The following is a 17911-nucleotide window of genomic DNA, read 5'->3' on the forward strand; positions in this document are numbered from 1 at the left end:
CAGCCGCCGCAACAAACACGTTGCCAAGCTGCCTGAAAATGGCAGATTAAGTTGGATTTTTTAATAAATAGGTTACAGACATGATTCAAATGCAGACCATCTTGGATGTGGCTGACAACTCCGGTGCGCGCCGCGTGATGTGCATCAAAGTGTTGGGCGGGTCCAAGCGTCGCTACGCAAACGTGGGCGACATCATCAAGGTGGCGGTAAAAGATGCCGCACCGCGCGGTCGCGTGAAAAAAGGCGACGTATACAATGCGGTGGTGGTGCGTACCGCCAAAGGCATCCGCCGTCCGGACGGTGCCTTAATCAAGTTTGACAACAATGCCGCCGTATTGTTGAACAACAAACTTGAGCCGATGGGCACGCGTATTTTCGGCCCGGTAACGCGCGAATTGCGTACCGAGCGTTTTATGAAAATCGTATCGCTGGCACCCGAAGTGCTGTAAGAAAGGCAAATAATGAACAAAATCATTAAAGGCGACCGCGTGGTCGTGATTGCCGGCAAAGACAAAGGCAAACAGGGCGAAGTGTTGCGCGTATTGGGCGACAAAGTGGTCGTGGACGGCGTAAACGTTGCCAAACGCCACCAAAAACCCAACCAAATGCGCGGTATTGAAGGCGGCATTATTTTGAAAAACATGCCCTTGGCGATTTCCAACGTTGCCATCTTCAATCCCGAAACCCAAAAAGCAGACCGTGTCGGCATCAAGCTGGTTGAAGGCGAAGGCAAAGTAAAACGTGTCCGCGTGTTCAAATCCAACGGCGCGGAAGTGCCCACCCCCAAGCGAGGTAAATAAACATGGCACGTTTGAGAGAGCATTATCAAAATGTTGTGGTGCCCGAATTGATGAAGCAATTCGGTTACAAATCCATTATGGAAGTGCCGCGCATTGAAAAAATCACCCTGAACATGGGTGTGGGCGAAGCGGTTGCCGACAAAAAAGTGATGGAACACGCCGTTGCCGATTTGCAAAAAATCGCCGGTCAAAAACCGGTGGTTACCGTAGCGCGTAAATCCATCGCAGGCTTCAAAATCCGCGACAACTATCCCGTAGGCTGCAAAGTGACCCTGCGCCGCGAGCGCATGTTTGAGTTTCTCGACCGTTTGGTAACCATCGCCCTGCCGCGCGTGCGCGACTTTCGCGGTTTGAGCGGCAAAGCGTTTGACGGTAGCGGCAACTACAATATGGGTGTGCGCGAGCAAATCATCTTCCCCGAAATCGAATACGACAAAATCGATGCGTTGCGCGGTTTGAACATCACCATCACCACCACCGCCAAAACCGATGAAGAAGCCAAAGCGCTGCTGTCCTTGTTCAAGTTTCCCTTTAAAGGCTAATCATGGCTAAAAAAGCACTTATTAATCGTGAAGCAAAGCGTGTCGCTTTGGCGAAAAAATACGCTGCCAAACGTGCTGCGATTTTTGCCGTCATCAATGACGCGAATGCAACTGACGAGGCGCGTTTTGAAGCCCGTCTGAAATTGCAGTCCATTCCGCGCAATGCCGCACCGGTGCGCCAACGCCGCCGTTGCGCTTTGACCGGCCGTCCGCGCGGCGTGTTCCGCAAATTCGGTTTGGGCCGCATCAAAATCCGTGAAATCGCCATGCGCGGCGGTATCCCGGGCGTGATTAAAGCCTCTTGGTAATGGGAGTATAAAAAATGAGTATGCACGACCCTATTTCCGATATGCTGACCCGCATCCGCAACGCGCAACGTTCCAATAAAACGTCGGTTGCCATGCCTTCTTCAAAACTGAAATGCGCGATTGCCAAAGTTTTGAAAGAAGAAGGTTATATCGAAGATTTTTCCGTGTCCGCCGATGCGAAACCCGTGTTGTCGGTTGAATTGAAATACTATGCCGGCCGCCCTGTTATCGAGCAAATCAAGCGCGTGTCGCGCCCCGGTTTGCGCGTGTACAAGGGCGCGGACGAAATCCCCGCCGTGATGAACGGTTTGGGTATCGCCGTGGTGAGCACGTCCAAAGGCGTGATGACCGACCGCAAGGCGCGCGCTTCCGGTGTCGGCGGCGAGCTGCTGTGTATTGTTGCCTAAAGGAGCGAAGATGTCTCGCGTTGCGAAAAATCCAGTAACTGTTCCTGCTGGCGTAGAAGTAAACTTCGGAACAGACGTTTTGACCGTTAAAGGCAAAAACGGCGCGTTGTCGCTGCCTTTGACTGCTGCGGTGAAAGTGGAACTCAATGACGGTGCTTTGACTTTTGCCGCCGCTGATGAGAGCAAACACGCCCGCGCCATGTCCGGTACGGTACGCGCTTTGGTTGCCAATATGGTAAAAGGCGTGTCGGAAGGTTTTGAGAAAAAACTGCAACTGATTGGCGTGGGCTACCGCGCCCAAGCGCAGGGCAACAAGCTGAATCTGGCTTTGGGCTTTTCCCACCCGATTGAGTATGAAATGCCTGCCGGTGTGAGTGTGCAAACCCCGACCCAAACCGAAATCGTGTTGAGCGGTGCCGACAAGCAGGTTATCGGTCAGGCAGCCGCCGAAATCCGCGCCTTCCGTCCGCCCGAGCCGTATAAAGGCAAAGGTGTCCGCTACGTTGGCGAAGTGGTGGTCATGAAAGAAGCTAAGAAGAAATAATTGAGGCACTCATCATGAATAAAAAAGTTGCAAGACTGCGCCGCGCCCGTAAAACCCGCGCCCGCATCGCAGATTTGAAAATGGTTCGTTTGTGCGTGTTCCGCAGCAACAGCCATATTTATGCCCAAGTCATCAGTGCCGAAGGCGACAAAGTGCTGGCATCGGCTTCCACCGTTGAGGCGGAAGTGCGCGGCAGCCTGAAATCAGGCAGCAATGTAGAAGCGGCTGCCGTGGTCGGCAAACGCATCGCCGAAAAAGCCAAAGCCGCCGGTATTGAAAAAGTGGCGTTTGACCGTTCCGGTTTCCAGTATCACGGCCGTGTGAAAGCCTTGGCGGAAGCGGCGCGTGAAAACGGCTTGAGCTTCTAATCAGATTCGGAGTCCAAAAATATGGCAAAACATGAAACAGAAGAGCGCGGCGACGGCCTGATTGAGAAAATGGTGGCCGTAAACCGCGTAACCAAAGTGGTTAAAGGCGGCCGCATTATGGCGTTTTCCGCGCTGACCGTAGTCGGCGACGGCGATGGCCGTATCGGCATGGGCAAAGGCAAATCCCGCGAAGTACCCGTTGCGGTGCAAAAAGCGATGGACCAAGCCCGCCGCTCCATGATTAAGGTGCCTTTGAAAAACGGCACCATTCATCACGAAGTCATCGGCAAACACGGCGCAACCCGCGTGTTCATGCAGCCTGCCAAAGAAGGTAGCGGCGTGAAAGCCGGCGGCCCGATGCGCTTGGTGTTTGATGCTTTGGGCGTGCACAACATCTCCGCCAAAGTACACGGTTCCACCAATCCTTACAACATCGTGCGTGCCACTTTGGACGGTTTGTCCAAGCTGTACACGCCTGCCGAAATCGCCGCCAAACGCGGCCTGACGGTAGAGGAAATTTTCGGAGCAAACCATGAGTGAGCAAAAGAAAATCAAAGTAACGCTGGTACGCAGCCTGATTGGTACGATTGAATCGCACCGCGCTTGCGCGCGCGGCTTGGGCTTGCGCCGCCGCGAGCACACCGTTGAAGTGCTGGATACGCCCGAAAATCGCGGTATGATAAACAAAATCAGCTACTTGCTGAAAGTGGAAGGTTAATCATGTACTTGAATACGATTCAACCCGCCGAAGGCGCGACACATGCCAAACGCCGCGTGGGTCGCGGCATCGGTAGCGGCTTGGGCAAAACCGGCGGTCGCGGTCATAAAGGTCAGAAAAGCCGTGCGGGCGGTTTCCACAAAGTCGGCTTTGAAGGCGGTCAAATGCCTTTGCAACGCCGTCTGCCCAAACGCGGTTTCAAATCCATGACCGCACCTTTTAATGCCGAAGTGCGTTTGTCTGCCCTGAACAATGTTGCGGTGGACGAAATCGACGTATTGGTATTGAAACAAGCGGGCTTGGTCGCCGCCGATGCACAAAACGTCAAAGTGATTGCTTCGGGCGAATTGTCCAAAGCCGTTGTTTTGAAAGGCATCAAAGCGACCAAAGGCGCGAAAGCCGCCATTGAAGCCGCAGGCGGCAAAGTAGAAGAATAAGGCAGCGACAAGTGGCTAAGCAACTGTCTTCATCGGCGAAAAGCGGTCTGTTGTCGAATCCGGATTTGCGTAAACGCCTGATGTTTCTGCTTGGGGCGATGATTGTGTTCCGCATCGGCGCGCACGTTCCCGTGCCCGGTGTGAACGCCGCCGCCCTTGCCGCAAGGCTTGCCGAAAGCAGCGGCAAAGGCATTTTCGGCATGCTGAATATGTTTTCGGGCGGCTCGCTCGAGCGTTTCAGCGTGTTTGCCATCGGCATCATGCCCTACATTTCCGCCTCAATTATCATGCAATTGGCGGCGGAAATCGTGCCCTCGCTGAAAGCACTGAAAAAAGAAGGCGATGCCGGACGCAAAATCATCACCAAATACACCCGTATGGGGACGGTGCTGCTGGCGACTGCCCAAAGCTTTATGGTGGCGAACTTCGTTTACGGTGAAGGCGTGGTGGTGATTAACCGCTTTGAGTTTTTCATTTCCACCGTAACCTGCTTGGTGGGCGGAACGATGTTCCTGATGTGGCTGGGCGAACAAATCACCGAGCGCGGTATCGGCAACGGCATTTCCCTGCTGATTACTGCCGGCATCGTGTCGGGCATTCCTTCCGGCATCGTCCAGCTTTGGCAGCTCACTTCACAGGGCGCGTTGGGGCCTTTGACCGCCATCGGCGTGGTTTTGGGCGCATTGCTGCTGACTTACGGCGTGGTGTATTTTGAAAGTGCGCTGCGCAAAGTGCCGGTGCAGTATGCCAAACGCCAAGTATTGTCGGGGCAAGGCTCGCACATGCCGTTCAAGCTGAATATGGCAGGCGTGATTCCGCCGATTTTCGCCTCCAGCATCATCATGTTTCCCGGCATGTTGGCAGGCTGGCTGGGCAATTCCGACCCGACCGGCTGGGTGAGCCGCGCCGTAGGCTATTTGCAGCACGGCCAACCGGCATACATTATCCTGTTTGCTGCCAGCATCATCTTTTTCTGCTATTTTTACACCGCATTGGCATTCAGCCCGAAAGAAATGGCGGAAAACCTGAAAAAGAGCGGGGCGTTTGTCCCCAGCATCCGTCCGGGCGAGCAAACATCGCGTTATTTGGAAAATGTGGTGTTGCGCCTGACCTTTTACGGTGCGCTGTATATTACGGTGGTCTGCCTGATTCCCGAGTTTCTGACCACAGGCTTGGGCATTCCCTTCTATTTGGGCGGCACCTCATTGCTGATTTTGGTGGTGGTAACGATGGATTTCAACACCCAGCTCGCTTCCTACCGCATGAGCCAGCAATACGAAGACCTGATTCGGCGAACCGATGTGAAACCTTTGCGTAAGTGATTATGGCTAAAGAAGATACCATACAAATGCAGGGCGAGATTCTGGAAACCTTGCCCAATGCAACATTCAAAGTCCAGCTTGAAAACGGCCACGTCGTTTTGGGACACATTTCCGGCAAAATGCGCATGCACTACATCCGCATTTCTCCGGGCGACAAGGTAACGGTCGAGCTGACCCCTTATGATTTGTCGCGGGCGCGTATCGTGTTCCGCGCGCGCTGACGGCACGGCTGTTCCGGCAGCCTTGCGGTTGGTGTCGTTTGTACCCGCGCAGCAAACAAGTTCAAGGCTGATGTTGCCCTGATTTTGTGATATAGTGCGCACTTTTGCCTTTAAGGAAAAAATATGGCCCGTATTGCAGGGGTGAATATCCCCAACAATGCCCATATCGTTATCGGCTTGCAAGCCATTTACGGTATCGGCGCGACCCGTGCGAAAAACATCTGCGAAGCCGCAGGCGTTTCAGGCAGCACCAAAGTGAAAGATTTGGACGAGTCGCAACTGGAAGCTTTGCGCGAACAAGTTGCCAAATACGAAGTGGAAGGCGATTTGCGTCGTGAAGTAACGATGAACATCAAACGCTTGATTGATATGGGCTGCTATCGCGGCTTCCGCCACCGTCGCGGATTGCCCTGCCGCGGCCAGCGCACCCGTACCAATGCCCGTACCCGCAAAGGTCCGCGCAAAGCGATTGCAGGTAAAAAATAATTTTTGAAGGATTAATTGATGGCTAAAGCAAACACAGCCTCACGTGTACGCAAAAAAGTACGCAAAACCGTGAGTGAAGGTATTGCACATGTTCACGCATCGTTCAACAATACCATCATTACCATTACCGACCGTCAAGGCAATGCGTTGTCTTGGGCTACCTCTGGCGGCGCAGGTTTTAAAGGTTCGCGTAAAAGTACACCGTTTGCCGCGCAGGTTGCGGCAGAAGCCGCTGGTAAAGTTGCCCAAGAATACGGCGTGAAAAACCTCGAAGTACGCATCAAAGGGCCCGGTCCCGGCCGCGAGTCTTCCGTGCGCGCGCTCAATGCGCTGGGTTTCAAAATCACCAGCATCACCGACGTTACCCCGCTTCCGCACAACGGTTGCCGTCCCCCGAAAAAACGTCGTATTTAAGGAGTGATTGAGAATGGCACGTTATATTGGACCGAAATGTAAACTCGCCCGCCGCGAAGGCACCGATTTGTATCTGAAAAGCGCGCGCCGCTCTTTGGATTCCAAGTGCAAAATGGCATCCGCACCCGGCCAGCACGGTGCGAAAAAACCGCGCTTGTCCGACTACGGTTTGCAGTTGCGCGAAAAACAAAAAATCCGCCGCATCTACGGCGTGTTGGAACGCCAGTTCCGCCGTTATTTTGCCGAAGCCGACCGCCGCAAAGGTTCTACCGGCGAATTGCTGCTTCAGCTTTTGGAATCGCGTTTGGACAATGTGGTTTACCGCATGGGCTTTGCTTCCACCCGCGCCGAAGCGCGTCAGTTGGTATCGCACAAAGCCATTACCGTAAACGGTCAGGTGGTGAACATTCCGTCTTTCCAAGTGAAGGCGGGCGATGTGGTCGCGGTACGCGAAAAAGCGAAAAAACAGGTACGCATTCAGGAAGCCTTGGGCTTGGCCGGCCAAATCGGTTTTCCGGGCTGGGTGCAGGTGGATGCCGCCAAGATGGAAGGCGTATTCAAAAATATGCCCGACCGCGCTGAATTGTACAGCGATATTAATGAACAGCTGGTGGTAGAGTTCTACTCTAAATAATGCCGGCGAAGCGAGGGACAGTTAAATGCAAAACAGCACTTCCGAATTTTTGAAACCCCGTCAGATTGATGTGGATACCTTGTCCGCCACCCGCGCCAAAGTGTCCATGCAGCCGTTTGAGCGCGGTTTCGGTCATACTTTAGGTAATGCTTTGCGTCGTATCTTACTGTCATCTATGAACGGCTTTGCCCCGACCGAAGTGAGTATCGAAGGCGTCTTGCACGAGTATTCCACTTTAGACGGCGTTCAGGAGGATGTGGTTGATATTCTCCTGAACATCAAGGGCGTGGTGTTCCGCTTGCACGGGCGCGGCGAAGTAACCGTGTCCCTGAACAAATCAGGCGCGGGCGTGGTGCGTGCCGGCGATATCGAGCTGCCGCACGATGTGGAGATTGTCAATCCCGACCACGTCATCTGCCATTTGGCGGACAAAGGCAGCATTGCCATGGAAATCAAGGTGGAAGCCGGTCGCGGCTACCAGCCTGTTTCCGACCGCCGCCGCCAGCACGGTAAAGACCACAGCAAAATCGGTGCGATTCAGTTGGACGCGAGTTTTTCGCCCATCAGCCGTGTCAGCTTTGACGTGGAAATGGCGCGTGTGGAGCAGCGCACCGACTTGGACAGCCTGATTCTGGACATTGAAACCAACGGTGCGATTGACCCGGAAGAAGCGGTGCGTACCGCCGCGCGGATTTTGATTGACCAGATGTCCATCTTTGCCGATTTGCAAGGCACGCCGGTGGAAGTGGAAGAAGAAAAAGCCCCGCCGATTGACCCCGTGCTGCTGCGCCCCGTTGATGATTTGGAACTGACCGTGCGTTCGGCCAACTGCCTGAAAGCCGAAGACATTTATTACATCGGCGATTTGATTCAGCGCACCGAAACCGAGCTGCTGAAAACCCCGAATTTGGGTCGCAAGTCTTTGAACGAAATCAAAGAAGTGTTGGCATCAAAAGGTTTGACGCTCGGCTCAAAATTGGAAGCGTGGCCGCCCGCCGGTTTGGAAAAGCCGTAAGCTTTGAAGATTAAAGGATAATGACATGCGTCATCGTAATGGTAACCGTAAACTGAACCGCACCAGCAGCCACCGCGCTGCCATGCTGCGGAATATGGCAAATTCTTTGCTCACCCATGAAACCATCGTAACCACCGTGCCGAAAGCCAAAGAGTTGCGCCGCGTGGTGGAGCCCTTGATTACTTTGGGCAAAAAGCCGTCTGTGGCCAACCGCCGCTTGGCGTTCAACCGCACCCGCGACCGCGATGTGGTGGTGAAACTGTTTGACGAATTGGGCGTGCGTTTCGCCGCCCGCAACGGCGGCTACGTCCGCATTCTGAAATACGGTTTCCGCAAGGGCGACAATGCGCCTTTGGCTTTGGTGGAATTGGTTGAGAAAAAAGCGGAAGTTGCGGAAGCAGCCGAAGCGTAAGCCGGTGCAGCCATCGGAACGGTCTGATGCAGTGCCGTTCCGGTTTTTTTAAAAAAAACCGCGTGGAGATTTTTGTTTCCAAGCGGTTTTTTATTTAGCCGTTGCAGTGGCGGGCGATTTCTTCATCGTATTTTTGAATCAGTTGTTCGCGGTTACGCGCACCTTCTGCCAAACGGCGGCTGCTGCGGGCATTGTTGCATTGTTCGATTTTTTGATTGTGCTCCAATGCTTTGGCATTTTGTTCTTCCACTTGGCGGTTACGCATGGCGATTTCCTGACTCAGTTGTGCCTGACGGTCTGCCAGCGATTCGGGCATGGTGGGACGCGCCGCCGATTGGGGGATGACGGTTTGGGTGCGGACGTTCATGACATTGGATTTGCCGATTTTCAAGCCGCGCGGGGTGTCGGAATATTTGGTGGTGCCGCCTTCTTTCCAGTTGTACACGGCTGCTGCGGATGCGGTGCCGGCAAATAAAGCCAATACTGCTGCGATTGCCCATGGGGATTTGTTCATCATCATTCCTTTTTGTTTGTATTGTGTTATTTGGTCGGGAGGTTTTCCTTGCGGTAGGAAATCTGCCGATTGTAACGTATCTTGTTGTTGTTGTCATCTTTTTTGCCAAAAAACGCCTGTTTGTGTTACAATGGCGTGCATTTTCCAAGCTGACTTTACAGGTAAATGCATCATGAGAATCATTGAAAAAGCCTACACGTTTGACGATGTGTTGCTCGTTCCCGCCCATTCCCAAATTCTTCCCCGCGATGTTTCGCTTCAAACCCCGCTCACCCGCTCGATTACTTTGAACCTCCCCTTACTTTCTGCCGCGATGGACACCGTTACCGAAGCGCGTTTGGCGATTTCCATGGCGCAAGAAGGCGGCATCGGCATTATTCACAAAAACATGTCGCCCGAACAGCAGGCAACGGCCGTGCGCAAAGTGAAACGCCACGAAAGCGGCGTGGTGAAAGACCCGATTACCGTATCGCCCGACAAGCCAATTGGCGAATTGCTGGCGGAACGCGCCAAACGCAAACGCAAAATGTCGGGGCTGCCTGTGGTGGAAAACGGCAAGGTCATCGGCATCGTAACCAACCGCGATTTGCGTTTTGAAAGCCGCCACGATTTGCCCGTATCGGCGATTATGACCCCGCGCGAGCGTTTGGTAACGGTGTGCGAGGGGACGTCCATCGAGGAAGCCCGCGAACTGATGCACACGCACAAAGTGGAGCGCGTATTGGTGTTGAACGAACGCGATGAGTTGCGCGGTCTGATTACCGTCAAAGATATTTTGAAAAACACCGAATTTCCCAATGCCAATAAAGACGGCGAGGGTCGTTTGCGCGTGGGCGCGGCGGTCGGCACGGGCGCGGACACCGAAGCGCGGGTACACGCTTTGGCGGAAGCGGGCGTGGATGTGATTGTGGTGGACACCGCGCACGGCCACAGTCAGGGCGTGATTGAGCGCGTGCGTTGGGTGAAACAGCATTTTCCGCATATTCAGGTCATTGGCGGCAACATCGCCACCGCCGCCGCCGCGCGTGATTTGGCGGCCGCCGGTGCGGACGCGGTCAAAGTCGGCATCGGGCCCGGTTCCATTTGTACCACGCGGATTGTGGCGGGCGTGGGCGTGCCGCAACTGACGGCGGTGCATAATGTTGCCGAAGCACTCAAAGGCACGGGCGTGTCGGTGATTGCGGACGGCGGTATCCGTTTTTCCGGCGACATCGCCAAAGCGTTGGCGGCGGGGGCGCACTGCGTGATGTTGGGCGGTATGTTTGCCGGTACGGACGAAGCACCCGGTGAAATTGAACTGTATCAAGGGCGTTCCTACAAATCCTATCGCGGCATGGGTTCGCTGGGGGCGATGAGCCAAGGTTCGAGCGACCGTTATTTCCAAGACAAGCAGGACAATGCCGACAAATACGTTCCCGAAGGCATTGAGGGGCGCGTGCCGTACAAAGGCCCGATTGTACAGATTATCCATCAGCTTACGGGCGGTTTGCGTTCCAGCATGGGCTATCTGGGCTGCGCGACCATCGCCGAGATGCACGAAAAAGCAGAGTTTGTGGAAATCACGGCGGCGGGCATGAACGAATCGCACGTCCACGATGTGCAGATTACCAAAGAAGCACCGAATTATCACCGTTAAATATTGGGAGACGAGTGTGAATAAAAAAGAGATTTTGCTAACCGTGTTGTCTGTATCGGTATTGTCGGCGTGCGCTTCGCGCAACCATGAGCCACCCACCCGTGCAGAACGTTTGTCAAGCATCAAAGCGCAGTATGAAACCGTAGCGGAAGAGCGCAAGGGTGCGGCAACGGTGGCATACGGTTGGACGCGTTTTACTGCAAGCGGCAAAACGGAAATGCCCGCCAAGCATTTGCGTATTATTCATCCGTCCCATTCCACGCAGGTGGTGGCTTTGAAAACGCTGGGTTTGTTGTTGGGCGGCAGTTATCAAGGCTCGGACAAGAAGGATTTGAAAGGCGATTCGCTGCCGAATGTGCCGAACCGTTCTTTGTCGGCTGCCTACCGTCCCGTGCGCGATTATGTGTTGGGTAAATATGGCGGGGAAGACGGTGCGGCGTATTTTCCCCTGTATGTGGGCGGCCGTCATTGGTTTTTGGTGTATGAAAAGTTTGCCGACGGCAGGGGCGGAAAGTACGAATTGGTTTCGGAAATCGAGTTTGTCAAGCCCAATGAAATTTACGGCACATTTAATTATGTGTGCAAACAGGGCGGTGTGGCAAAAACACTGAACGAGTGGGAAGCCGACAATTACCGTTTGGCGCACGAAACGGCGGCGCGGTATGCGAAGCAGTGCGCCGATGCCCTGTTGGCGGATACGGTGAAGATGCGCCAATTGCATCATTCGTTTGAACGCGAGTAGTGCGGGTGGCGATGCTGGAAGTGTGCCAAATCCGTAAATCGTTCGGCAAGCGCACGGTGGCGGACGGGATTTCGTTTCGGGTGGCGGCGGGCGAAATCACGGCGGTGCTGGGGGCGAGCGGAAGCGGGAAATCCACTTTGCTGAACATGATTGCGGGGCTGACCGCAGCCGACGGCGGTGAGGTGCGTTTGGGCGGGGTGCGGCTGGACGGGCTGCCGCCGGAGCGCCGTGATGTGGCGATGATGTTTCAGGATTTTGCCCTGCTGCCGCATTTGAATGTGTGCGACAACGCCGCTTTGCCCCTGCGTTTGCGCGGCGTGGGCAAAGCGCAAGCCCGCCGCCGTGCTTTGGCGGTGTTGGCGGAGGTGGGCTTGGCGGATTTGGCGGCGCGGCGGGTGGCGGATTTGTCGGGTGGCGAACAGCAGCGCACGGCATTGGCGCGGGCTTTGGCGGCAGAGCCAAAATTGTTGTTGCTGGATGAGCCGTTTTCGGCGTTGGACGCGGCTTTGCGCGGGCGTTTGCAAAAACAGACATCGGATTTGGTGCGGCAGCGCGGGATTCCCGCCGTGTTGGTCAGCCACGATGCGGAAGAGGCGTGCCGTATGGCGCGGCAATTGGTGTTGCTCGGCGGGGGGCGGGTGTTGCAGCAAGGCACGCCCGATGCGGTGTACCGCCGTCCCGTTTCGGCTGCTGCCGCCCGTTTGCTCGGTTGTGCGAATGTCAGCGATACGCGCTATGTTCCGCCCGAAGCGGTTTGTTGGGACGAATCCGGCTGCGAATGCACCGTTTTGTCTGCCCACCGTGCGGCCGAAGGCTGGCGTTTGCTGCTGGCGCACCCGCATTGGGGTGAATTGTCCGTTTGGTATCAGGGCATTGCGCCGCCCGCACGCTGTTGTGTCCGTGTGGATGAAGCGCGTGTCGTCCGTTTTTGACACGGGCGGCGGAATGCCAACATTTTCTGTTATTTGCAGACAAAAACGTTTTCTACTTGCGCGTGTTGGGCTACAATAGCCCGCTATGTTCCCCGATTGACAAATCAGCAAAGAAAACCGACATGTCTAATTTTTTGAAACGTCTTTTCGGTCGCCGTCAGCCCAGTGGGCAAACCGAATCCGTGCCGTCCCAATCCCAGCCGAACGAAACCGATGTGCGGGCGGAAGAAGATGCCGTGCCGGCAACGGCGGATTCGTTTGATGTGGACGTGGCTGCCCCTGCGGTACAGGAGCAGCAGGACGGCGGGGTCGAAACTTTGCCCGATGCGCCGCCGCAAGCCGGTGAAAACGAACAAGACGGCAGTGCCGCCCGCACCGACCCCACACCGCCGCCCGAGCCGGCAGACACTGCAAACGGCACATCGGCATCGGCAACGGAAGAAAACGGACAAACGGCAGACGATGCGCCCACCGCATTTGAACAGGCAGTGGACGTACAGGCAGAAGACACCCCGCCTGACGGACACGATGCGCCTGACGTAGACGAATTTGAAATCGGTGCCGAGCTGCTGGGGGAAACGGCGCAAACAGTCGATGCCGAAGCCATCAGAGCCGCCGTGCAAGCGATGCAGCAAGAATCGGGCGAAGAAATATTTGAATTTAGCGAAGAAGAAACAGATGCCCTGCCCGATGACGGCACATCGGAACAACAGGGCGAAGCACCGTTTTCCATAGACGTGGTGGACTTGTACGCCGAAGACGAGCAGCTTGACCCCGTATTGCAGCCCGACACCGAAACCGTTGATGCAGACGAAATCGAAGCGGAAATGCTGGCAATGGAAGAAGCCGCCAACAGCCCGCCCATCGAGCCGCCGTTTCCCGAAATCTCGCTGGAAGTGGAAGAAGACCACCGTCCCCTTGCAGAAGAAACAAAAACCGAACATACGGTTACGGACGAATCCGTGTCTTTGGAAATTGCCGGACACCACGAGGGTGAAGCGGACGAAACGGCAGTGTCGGACATCGACATCGAAGCCGATGAAAGTACCGCACCGGCGGAAAAAGAAAACGACCAAACCGCTTCCGATGGCACACCGGCACAGCCTGAAGCGGCGGACGGGCATGATGCCCCAACCGAGTCTGCCGATACCGATACCACACCCGCGCAAACAGACATTCAAACAGACATTCCCGAAACACAGGCAAGCCCCGAAACGCCGTCAGACGACAACGGCGAAACCGCGCCCGCCGACACAGACAACGGCACGGCATCGGCGCAAACCGACCGCGAAACAAACCAAGCCACCCCCGACGATGCCGCCGCCCCGCACAAACAAGGCTGGGCAGCGCGTTTGAAAGAAGGCTTGACCAAATCGCGCAACCAAATGGCAAAATCGCTGGCTGCCGTATTCGGCGGCGGGCAAATCGATGAAGACCTGTACGAAGAACTGGAAACCGTGCTGCTGACCAGCGACATGGGCATCGAAGCCACCGAAAAACTGATGGCGCAAGTGCGCGACCGCGTGTCCTTGAGCGGCTTGAAAGACGGCGCGGAACTGCGTCAGGCACTGAAAGATGCCGTGTGCGACCTGTTGCGTCCTTTGGAACAGCCCCTGCGGATTCCCGAAGGACAAGGCCCGTTTGTGATTATGATGGCGGGCATCAACGGCGCGGGCAAAACCACCTCCATCGGCAAATTGGCAAAATACTTTCAGGCACAGGGCAAAACAGTTTTGCTGGCGGCGGGCGACACCTTCCGCGCCGCCGCCCGCGAGCAGCTTCAAGAATGGGGCGCGCGCAACGGCGTAACCGTGATTTCCCAAGCATCGGCGGATTCGGCGGCCGTGTGCTTTGACGCCTTGGAAGCTGCCAAAGCCCGCAAAATCGACGTGGTGCTGGCAGACACGGCAGGGCGCCTGCCCACCCAGCTTCACCTGATGGAAGAAATCAAAAAAGTCAAACGCGTATTGCAAAAATCGATTCCCGATGCACCACACGAAGTGATGGTGGTACTCGATGCCAACATCGGGCAAAACGCGGTGAACCAAGTGGCGGCGTTTGACAGTGCATTGGGGGTAACGGGCTTGGTGGTAACCAAGCTGGACGGCACGGCGAAAGGCGGCGTGTTGGCGGCGTTGGCGGAGCGCGGCATTCCCGTGCGCTACATCGGCGTGGGCGAGAAAATCGACGATTTGCGCCCGTTTGACACGGAAGCCTTTGTCGAAGCCCTGTTTGGCGAAGCCCAGTAGCCATAAAAACGGCAGAACTCCGGTTCTGCCGTTTTGTTGGTGTGTCATGACGGTGCTGCGGCTTTCCCGTCAAACCATGACGCACCCTTAAAGATGCTTGCCGAAAAATGCCAGCATATTGACCCACGCATCGGCGGCGGCATCGGCATTGTATGCCAAATCCACACCGTTGCGCTCGCCGTTGGCAGTGGCTTGCGGATTGGTGAAGCCGTGTTTGGCGTGCTCAAACACATCAATGCGGTAATCCGCGCCCGCCGCGTCCATTTCGGCGCGGAAAGCGGCAACATCGTCCATGCCGACCATGCTGTCGCCGCCGGCGTGTTCCACCAAAATCGCGGCTTTCACCGCACCTGCCCGTGCCGGCGTGTCGGTGGCGAGAATGCCGTGAAAACTCGCCACCGCATTCACATCTGCCCCGCGCCGCGCCATGTCCAGCACCACCCGTCCGCCAAAGCAAAAGCCGATGGCGGCGATGCGTGTGCCGTCCACATTGTCGGCATGGCGCAGCGCCGCCAATGCCAAATCGCAGCGTTCGACCAATTTTTCGGGGTGGCTGAGCAGATGGCTCATGTGGCGGTTGGCTTCTTCGGCTTTATCGGTCAACAAACCGTTGCCGTACAAATCTACGGCGAGCGCAGCGTAGCCCGAATGTGCCAAACGCTCAGCACTGTGCAAAACGTGTTCGCCCACGCCCCACCATTCGGGGAAGACCAACACGCCGGCATGTGCTTGGTCGGTGTTGGCGGGCAGGTACAACCGGCTGTGCAATTGCGTGCCGTCTTGGGCAGTGTAGTTGAGATGGCGTGCGTCCATATTTCTACCTATGGGTGTGATGGTTTGACGGATATTCCGTGCGTTTTGGCACGGAATGTTGTGATGTGTAAAAATTGTACGGGAAAAACCGAGTTTTTGCCACAGAAATTGACGTTCTATTCTACCGTTTGCGGCATTTTCTATTTTTTTTTTTTTTTTTTTTTTTTTTTTTTTTCAATGTGATGGGGCGGAAAAACGGCACTGTCAAACAGTGCCGCAGATGATTTGGGCGTGTCATCGATTAACCGAAAAAAACCCGCGCCGTCATTTCCGCGAGGGGGGAATCCAAAACAAATTTCAAAAAGCATTGATAAAACATCGCTTCACAAACATCAGATAGTGGATTTCCGCCCACGCAAAAATGACGGTGCGGCGTTTTTTCGGCTAATTGATGACACGCCCTAGTCAAACATTTCTTTCAAACGGTCGAGAAAACCGCGTTGGCGCGGCGTTTGGCTGCGGTTCAGCCCTGTGGCGATTTGGTCGAACTCCGCCAACAGCTCTTTTTGGCGGTCGGTGAGGTTTACGGGGGTTTCCACCACCACATGGCAATACAAATCGCCGATTTGGTTGCTGCGTAAGTGCTTGATGCCTTTTCCTTTAACGCGCAGTTGTTTGCCGTTTTGCGTGCCTGCGGGAATGCTGATTTGCACGCGCCCGTTCAGGGTCGGCACTTCCACTTCGCCGCCGAGCGCGGCAGTGGGAAAGCTGATGGGCAGTTCGCAATGCAGGTCGGTGGGGTTGTTCGGGTCGCGCTGGAACACTTTGTGTTCTTTGACGCCGACGTGAATGTACAAGTCGCCCGCCGGTGCGCCGTCGCTGCCCGGTTCGCCCTCGCCGCTCAGGCGGATGCGTTGTCCGTCATCGATGCCCGCAGGGATATTGACTTCCACGGTTTTGGTGGTTTTTACGCGCCCGTCGCCGCGACATTTGTGGCAGGGGTCTTTGATTTCTTTGCCCGAGCCGTGGCAGGTGGGGCAGGTTTGCTGGATTTGGAAAATGGCTTGGCGCACGTGTACCGTGCCGGTGCCGTGGCAGGTGCGGCAGGTGCTGGCGCTGGTGCCCGGTTTCGCGCCCGAGCCGTGGCACACGTCGCATTCTTCGTAGGTGGGAATGGTGATTTGTTTTTTCAGACCTTGTGCGGCTTCTTCCAGCGAAATTTCCACTGAATATTGCAAATCCGCGCCTTGCCGGCTTTGCTGTTGGCGTCCGCCGTTGCCGGTTGCGCCGCCGAACATTTGGCTGAAGATGTCGCCGAAGTCGAATCCGCCCGCGCCGCCGAAGTTGCCGAAGCCGTCAAATCCGCCGCCGCCGCCCATATTGTTCGGGTCGATGCCCGCATGGCCGAAGCGGTCGTAGGCGGCTTTTTTCTGCGGGTCGGACAATATATCGTAGGCTTTTTGAATTTCTTTGAATTTTTCTTCGGCTTCTTTGTTGTCGGGATTGCGGTCGGGGTGGTATTTCATCGCCAACTTGCGGTAGGCTTTTTTGATGTCGTCGTCGTTTGCGTTGCGGGCGACGCCCAGTGTTTCGTAAAAATCTTGGTTGCTCATGGTATGTGCCGTGCTATTTGGGAAAACAAGTTGGCGCAAATATGGGGGGAGAGTGGTCAAACTCAATAGCGGGGGGTGAGAAATGATGATGCGGTGTGGCGTTTCAGCTTTATGATGAAAACGGATTAAACAGCTTGACGCCGCTTGCGCTGAAATCTTTGGTATTGCGTGTCAGCAAAATCAAATCATGGTGCAATGCGGTTGCCGCAATCAGGGAATCGAATTGCGGCTTTTTGTCGGGAACGTGCAAACGGGCGCAGAGACGGGCGATTTCGGTATTCACGGGCAAGGTTTTATCGGCAAATTCGGGCAAAAATACGGTTTCAAACCAATGCAGCAGCAAGCTGCCTTGTTGCGGGTCGTGGCGTTGTTTGAGCAAGCAGCCTTTTTCCAGTTCCAATACGGTAATGACACTGACACACAGTTCTGCCTTATTTGCCGTCTGCGCCCATTGCACCACGCCCGTGTTGGCACGTCCGTTTTTGATTTTGCGGATTTCCGATAACACATTGGTGTCCAACAGATAGCGGAAAGTCATCATGTGTCCCAATCTATGGCGGCGGTGGCGTGGTCGGCGGCGAGTGCATCGGCGATGTTGGCAGCGGGGGTGTCGGGCTGAGGGGTGCTGCTGATGCCCACCATCATGGTGTTTTCGTTATTGTTTTGTTTGATTTGAAAATATCCGCCCAGCGACAATTCAGTATAATGGTGTTTCAGTTGTTGCCACAATTGGGCTTCGTCAAGCGGGCAGGGCAAGGGATAGGTGCCGGCTTTTTGTAAAGGTTTTTGAATTTCAACGGTGTGTATCAGCATGGTTGTTCTCGGAGAAGTTTGTTCAAGCATA

General features: G+C 55.2%; 26 protein-coding genes. 21 read left to right on the plus strand and 5 right to left on the minus strand.

Features of this window, described 5'->3' with window-relative positions; translation table 11 throughout:
- Positions 1–80: 80 nt before the first annotated feature.
- The 17 genes from rplN (at position 81) to rplQ (ending at position 8628) form a co-directional block, all read left to right on the plus strand.
- The gene (rplN, locus tag G392_RS0106505; protein WP_003783296.1) at positions 81–449 is read left to right on the plus strand and encodes a 50S ribosomal protein L14; all 369 of its coding nucleotides are present in this window, start codon (positions 81–83) and stop codon (positions 447–449) included.
- Positions 450–461: 12 nt separating this feature from the next.
- On the plus strand, positions 462–800 hold the full coding sequence (gene rplX, locus G392_RS0106510; protein ID WP_027009595.1) for a 50S ribosomal protein L24: 339 nt from the start codon (positions 462–464) through the stop codon (positions 798–800).
- A 2-nt stretch (positions 801–802) separates the two neighbouring features.
- Positions 803–1342 (plus strand): 50S ribosomal protein L5, encoded by a 540-nt coding sequence (gene rplE / locus G392_RS0106515; protein WP_027009596.1) that lies wholly within the window; start codon positions 803–805, stop codon positions 1340–1342.
- A 2-nt stretch (positions 1343–1344) separates the two neighbouring features.
- Positions 1345–1650, plus strand: a complete 306-nt coding sequence (gene rpsN, locus G392_RS0106520; protein WP_027009597.1) for a 30S ribosomal protein S14 — start codon at positions 1345–1347, stop codon at positions 1648–1650.
- Between the two features lie 14 nt (positions 1651–1664).
- Positions 1665–2057, plus strand: a complete 393-nt coding sequence (gene rpsH, locus G392_RS0106525; RefSeq protein WP_027009598.1) for a 30S ribosomal protein S8 — start codon at positions 1665–1667, stop codon at positions 2055–2057.
- Positions 2058–2067: 10 nt separating this feature from the next.
- Positions 2068–2601: a 50S ribosomal protein L6 gene (gene rplF / locus G392_RS0106530; protein WP_027009599.1), complete on the plus strand. Its 534-nt coding sequence runs from the start codon at positions 2068–2070 to the stop codon at positions 2599–2601.
- 14 nt (positions 2602–2615) lie between these two features.
- Positions 2616–2969 carry a 50S ribosomal protein L18 gene (rplR, locus tag G392_RS0106535; RefSeq protein ID WP_027009600.1) on the plus strand — a complete coding sequence of 118 codons (354 nt, stop codon included), beginning with the start codon at positions 2616–2618 and terminating at the stop codon, positions 2967–2969.
- A 21-nt stretch (positions 2970–2990) separates the two neighbouring features.
- Positions 2991–3509 (plus strand): 30S ribosomal protein S5, encoded by a 519-nt coding sequence (rpsE, locus tag G392_RS0106540; protein WP_027009601.1) that lies wholly within the window; start codon positions 2991–2993, stop codon positions 3507–3509.
- Positions 3502–3687, plus strand: a complete 186-nt coding sequence (gene rpmD, locus G392_RS0106545; protein ID WP_027009602.1) for a 50S ribosomal protein L30 — start codon at positions 3502–3504, stop codon at positions 3685–3687. Before rpsE ends, rpmD begins: the two co-directional genes overlap by 8 nt.
- A gap of 2 nt (positions 3688–3689) precedes the next feature.
- Positions 3690–4124, plus strand: coding sequence for a 50S ribosomal protein L15 (gene rplO / locus G392_RS0106550; protein ID WP_027009603.1), 435 nt, complete (start codon positions 3690–3692; stop codon positions 4122–4124).
- 11 nt (positions 4125–4135) lie between these two features.
- Positions 4136–5446 carry a preprotein translocase subunit SecY gene (gene secY / locus G392_RS0106555; RefSeq protein ID WP_027009604.1) on the plus strand — a complete coding sequence of 437 codons (1311 nt, stop codon included), beginning with the start codon at positions 4136–4138 and terminating at the stop codon, positions 5444–5446.
- Between the two features lie 2 nt (positions 5447–5448).
- Complete coding sequence (gene infA / locus G392_RS0106560) at positions 5449–5667, plus strand: translation initiation factor IF-1 (RefSeq protein ID WP_027009605.1); 219 nt, start codon at positions 5449–5451, stop codon at positions 5665–5667.
- A 123-nt stretch (positions 5668–5790) separates the two neighbouring features.
- Complete coding sequence (rpsM, locus tag G392_RS0106565; protein ID WP_027009606.1) at positions 5791–6153, plus strand: 30S ribosomal protein S13; 363 nt, start codon at positions 5791–5793, stop codon at positions 6151–6153.
- A gap of 18 nt (positions 6154–6171) precedes the next feature.
- Entirely contained in the window at positions 6172–6567 is a 396-nt protein-coding gene (rpsK, locus tag G392_RS0106570; RefSeq protein ID WP_027009607.1) for a 30S ribosomal protein S11, read from the plus strand.
- 13 nt (positions 6568–6580) lie between these two features.
- Positions 6581–7201, plus strand: a complete 621-nt coding sequence (gene rpsD / locus G392_RS0106575; protein ID WP_027009608.1) for a 30S ribosomal protein S4 — start codon at positions 6581–6583, stop codon at positions 7199–7201.
- A 25-nt stretch (positions 7202–7226) separates the two neighbouring features.
- Positions 7227–8216, plus strand: coding sequence for a DNA-directed RNA polymerase subunit alpha (locus tag G392_RS0106580; RefSeq protein WP_027009609.1), 990 nt, complete (start codon positions 7227–7229; stop codon positions 8214–8216).
- Between the two features lie 25 nt (positions 8217–8241).
- Complete coding sequence (gene rplQ, locus G392_RS0106585) at positions 8242–8628, plus strand: 50S ribosomal protein L17 (RefSeq protein WP_027009610.1); 387 nt, start codon at positions 8242–8244, stop codon at positions 8626–8628.
- 94 nt (positions 8629–8722) lie between these two features.
- Here the strand turns inward: rplQ and G392_RS0106590 are convergent, their stop codons facing one another.
- Positions 8723–9142, minus strand: a complete 420-nt coding sequence (locus G392_RS0106590; protein ID WP_027009611.1) for a DUF4124 domain-containing protein — start codon at positions 9140–9142, stop codon at positions 8723–8725.
- Between the two features lie 172 nt (positions 9143–9314).
- Between G392_RS0106590 and guaB the strand changes: the two genes are divergently transcribed.
- The 4 genes from guaB to ftsY all read left to right on the plus strand — a co-directional run bounded on the left by guaB (position 9315) and on the right by ftsY (position 14701).
- Positions 9315–10778: an IMP dehydrogenase gene (gene guaB / locus G392_RS0106595; RefSeq protein WP_027009612.1), complete on the plus strand. Its 1464-nt coding sequence runs from the start codon at positions 9315–9317 to the stop codon at positions 10776–10778.
- Positions 10779–10794: 16 nt separating this feature from the next.
- The gene (locus tag G392_RS0106600; RefSeq protein WP_156900835.1) at positions 10795–11520 is read left to right on the plus strand and encodes a hypothetical protein; all 726 of its coding nucleotides are present in this window, start codon (positions 10795–10797) and stop codon (positions 11518–11520) included.
- An 11-nt stretch (positions 11521–11531) separates the two neighbouring features.
- A complete protein-coding gene (locus G392_RS0106605; RefSeq protein WP_027009614.1) occupies positions 11532–12452 on the plus strand; it encodes an ABC transporter ATP-binding protein in 921 nt (306 codons plus the stop codon).
- Positions 12453–13348: 896 nt separating this feature from the next.
- The gene (gene ftsY / locus G392_RS12335; protein WP_407065677.1) at positions 13349–14701 is read left to right on the plus strand and encodes a signal recognition particle-docking protein FtsY; all 1353 of its coding nucleotides are present in this window, start codon (positions 13349–13351) and stop codon (positions 14699–14701) included.
- An 87-nt stretch (positions 14702–14788) separates the two neighbouring features.
- Here the strand turns inward: ftsY and G392_RS0106615 are convergent, their stop codons facing one another.
- From G392_RS0106615 to G392_RS0106635, 4 genes are all read right to left on the minus strand, one after another.
- Positions 14789–15514: a dienelactone hydrolase family protein gene (locus tag G392_RS0106615; RefSeq protein ID WP_027009615.1), complete on the minus strand. Its 726-nt coding sequence runs from the start codon at positions 15512–15514 to the stop codon at positions 14789–14791.
- A gap of 401 nt (positions 15515–15915) precedes the next feature.
- A complete protein-coding gene (gene dnaJ, locus G392_RS0106625) occupies positions 15916–17067 on the minus strand; it encodes a molecular chaperone DnaJ (protein ID WP_027009616.1) in 1152 nt (383 codons plus the stop codon).
- A gap of 109 nt (positions 17068–17176) precedes the next feature.
- Positions 17177–17608, minus strand: coding sequence for a type II toxin-antitoxin system VapC family toxin (locus G392_RS0106630; RefSeq protein ID WP_245571940.1), 432 nt, complete (start codon positions 17606–17608; stop codon positions 17177–17179).
- Positions 17605–17910: a hypothetical protein gene (locus tag G392_RS0106635; protein WP_156900836.1), complete on the minus strand. Its 306-nt coding sequence runs from the start codon at positions 17908–17910 to the stop codon at positions 17605–17607. Before G392_RS0106635 ends, G392_RS0106630 begins: the two co-directional genes overlap by 4 nt.
- Position 17911: the final 1 nt, after the last annotated feature.

The organism is Conchiformibius kuhniae DSM 17694 (assembly GCF_000428785.1).
Classification (GTDB): domain Bacteria; phylum Pseudomonadota; class Gammaproteobacteria; order Burkholderiales; family Neisseriaceae; genus Conchiformibius; species Conchiformibius kuhniae.

What these genes read in the sequence shown, in the direction of transcription:
- rplN (WP_003783296.1), top strand. Translation starts at nt 81, where the DNA reads ATGATTCAAATGCAGACCATCTTGGATGTGGCTGACAACTCCGGTGCG.
- rplX (WP_027009595.1), top strand. Translation starts at nt 462, where the DNA reads ATGAACAAAATCATTAAAGGCGACCGCGTGGTCGTGATTGCCGGCAAA.
- rplE (WP_027009596.1), top strand. Translation starts at nt 803, where the DNA reads ATGGCACGTTTGAGAGAGCATTATCAAAATGTTGTGGTGCCCGAATTG.
- rpsN (WP_027009597.1), top strand. Translation starts at nt 1,345, where the DNA reads ATGGCTAAAAAAGCACTTATTAATCGTGAAGCAAAGCGTGTCGCTTTG.
- rpsH (WP_027009598.1), top strand. Translation starts at nt 1,665, where the DNA reads ATGAGTATGCACGACCCTATTTCCGATATGCTGACCCGCATCCGCAAC.
- rplF (WP_027009599.1), top strand. Translation starts at nt 2,068, where the DNA reads ATGTCTCGCGTTGCGAAAAATCCAGTAACTGTTCCTGCTGGCGTAGAA.
- rplR (WP_027009600.1), top strand. Translation starts at nt 2,616, where the DNA reads ATGAATAAAAAAGTTGCAAGACTGCGCCGCGCCCGTAAAACCCGCGCC.
- rpsE (WP_027009601.1), top strand. Translation starts at nt 2,991, where the DNA reads ATGGCAAAACATGAAACAGAAGAGCGCGGCGACGGCCTGATTGAGAAA.
- rpmD (WP_027009602.1), top strand. Translation starts at nt 3,502, where the DNA reads ATGAGTGAGCAAAAGAAAATCAAAGTAACGCTGGTACGCAGCCTGATT.
- rplO (WP_027009603.1), top strand. Translation starts at nt 3,690, where the DNA reads ATGTACTTGAATACGATTCAACCCGCCGAAGGCGCGACACATGCCAAA.
- infA (WP_027009605.1), top strand. Translation starts at nt 5,449, where the DNA reads ATGGCTAAAGAAGATACCATACAAATGCAGGGCGAGATTCTGGAAACC.
- rpsM (WP_027009606.1), top strand. Translation starts at nt 5,791, where the DNA reads ATGGCCCGTATTGCAGGGGTGAATATCCCCAACAATGCCCATATCGTT.
- rpsK (WP_027009607.1), top strand. Translation starts at nt 6,172, where the DNA reads ATGGCTAAAGCAAACACAGCCTCACGTGTACGCAAAAAAGTACGCAAA.
- rpsD (WP_027009608.1), top strand. Translation starts at nt 6,581, where the DNA reads ATGGCACGTTATATTGGACCGAAATGTAAACTCGCCCGCCGCGAAGGC.
- G392_RS0106580 (WP_027009609.1), top strand. Translation starts at nt 7,227, where the DNA reads ATGCAAAACAGCACTTCCGAATTTTTGAAACCCCGTCAGATTGATGTG.
- rplQ (WP_027009610.1), top strand. Translation starts at nt 8,242, where the DNA reads ATGCGTCATCGTAATGGTAACCGTAAACTGAACCGCACCAGCAGCCAC.
- G392_RS0106590 (WP_027009611.1), bottom strand. Translation starts at nt 9,142, where the DNA reads ATGAACAAATCCCCATGGGCAATCGCAGCAGTATTGGCTTTATTTGCC.
- guaB (WP_027009612.1), top strand. Translation starts at nt 9,315, where the DNA reads ATGAGAATCATTGAAAAAGCCTACACGTTTGACGATGTGTTGCTCGTT.
- G392_RS0106605 (WP_027009614.1), top strand. Translation starts at nt 11,532, where the DNA reads ATGCTGGAAGTGTGCCAAATCCGTAAATCGTTCGGCAAGCGCACGGTG.
- G392_RS0106615 (WP_027009615.1), bottom strand. Translation starts at nt 15,514, where the DNA reads ATGGACGCACGCCATCTCAACTACACTGCCCAAGACGGCACGCAATTG.
- dnaJ (WP_027009616.1), bottom strand. Translation starts at nt 17,067, where the DNA reads ATGAGCAACCAAGATTTTTACGAAACACTGGGCGTCGCCCGCAACGCA.
- G392_RS0106630 (WP_245571940.1), bottom strand. Translation starts at nt 17,608, where the DNA reads ATGATGACTTTCCGCTATCTGTTGGACACCAATGTGTTATCGGAAATC.
- G392_RS0106635 (WP_156900836.1), bottom strand. Translation starts at nt 17,910, where the DNA reads ATGCTTGAACAAACTTCTCCGAGAACAACCATGCTGATACACACCGTT.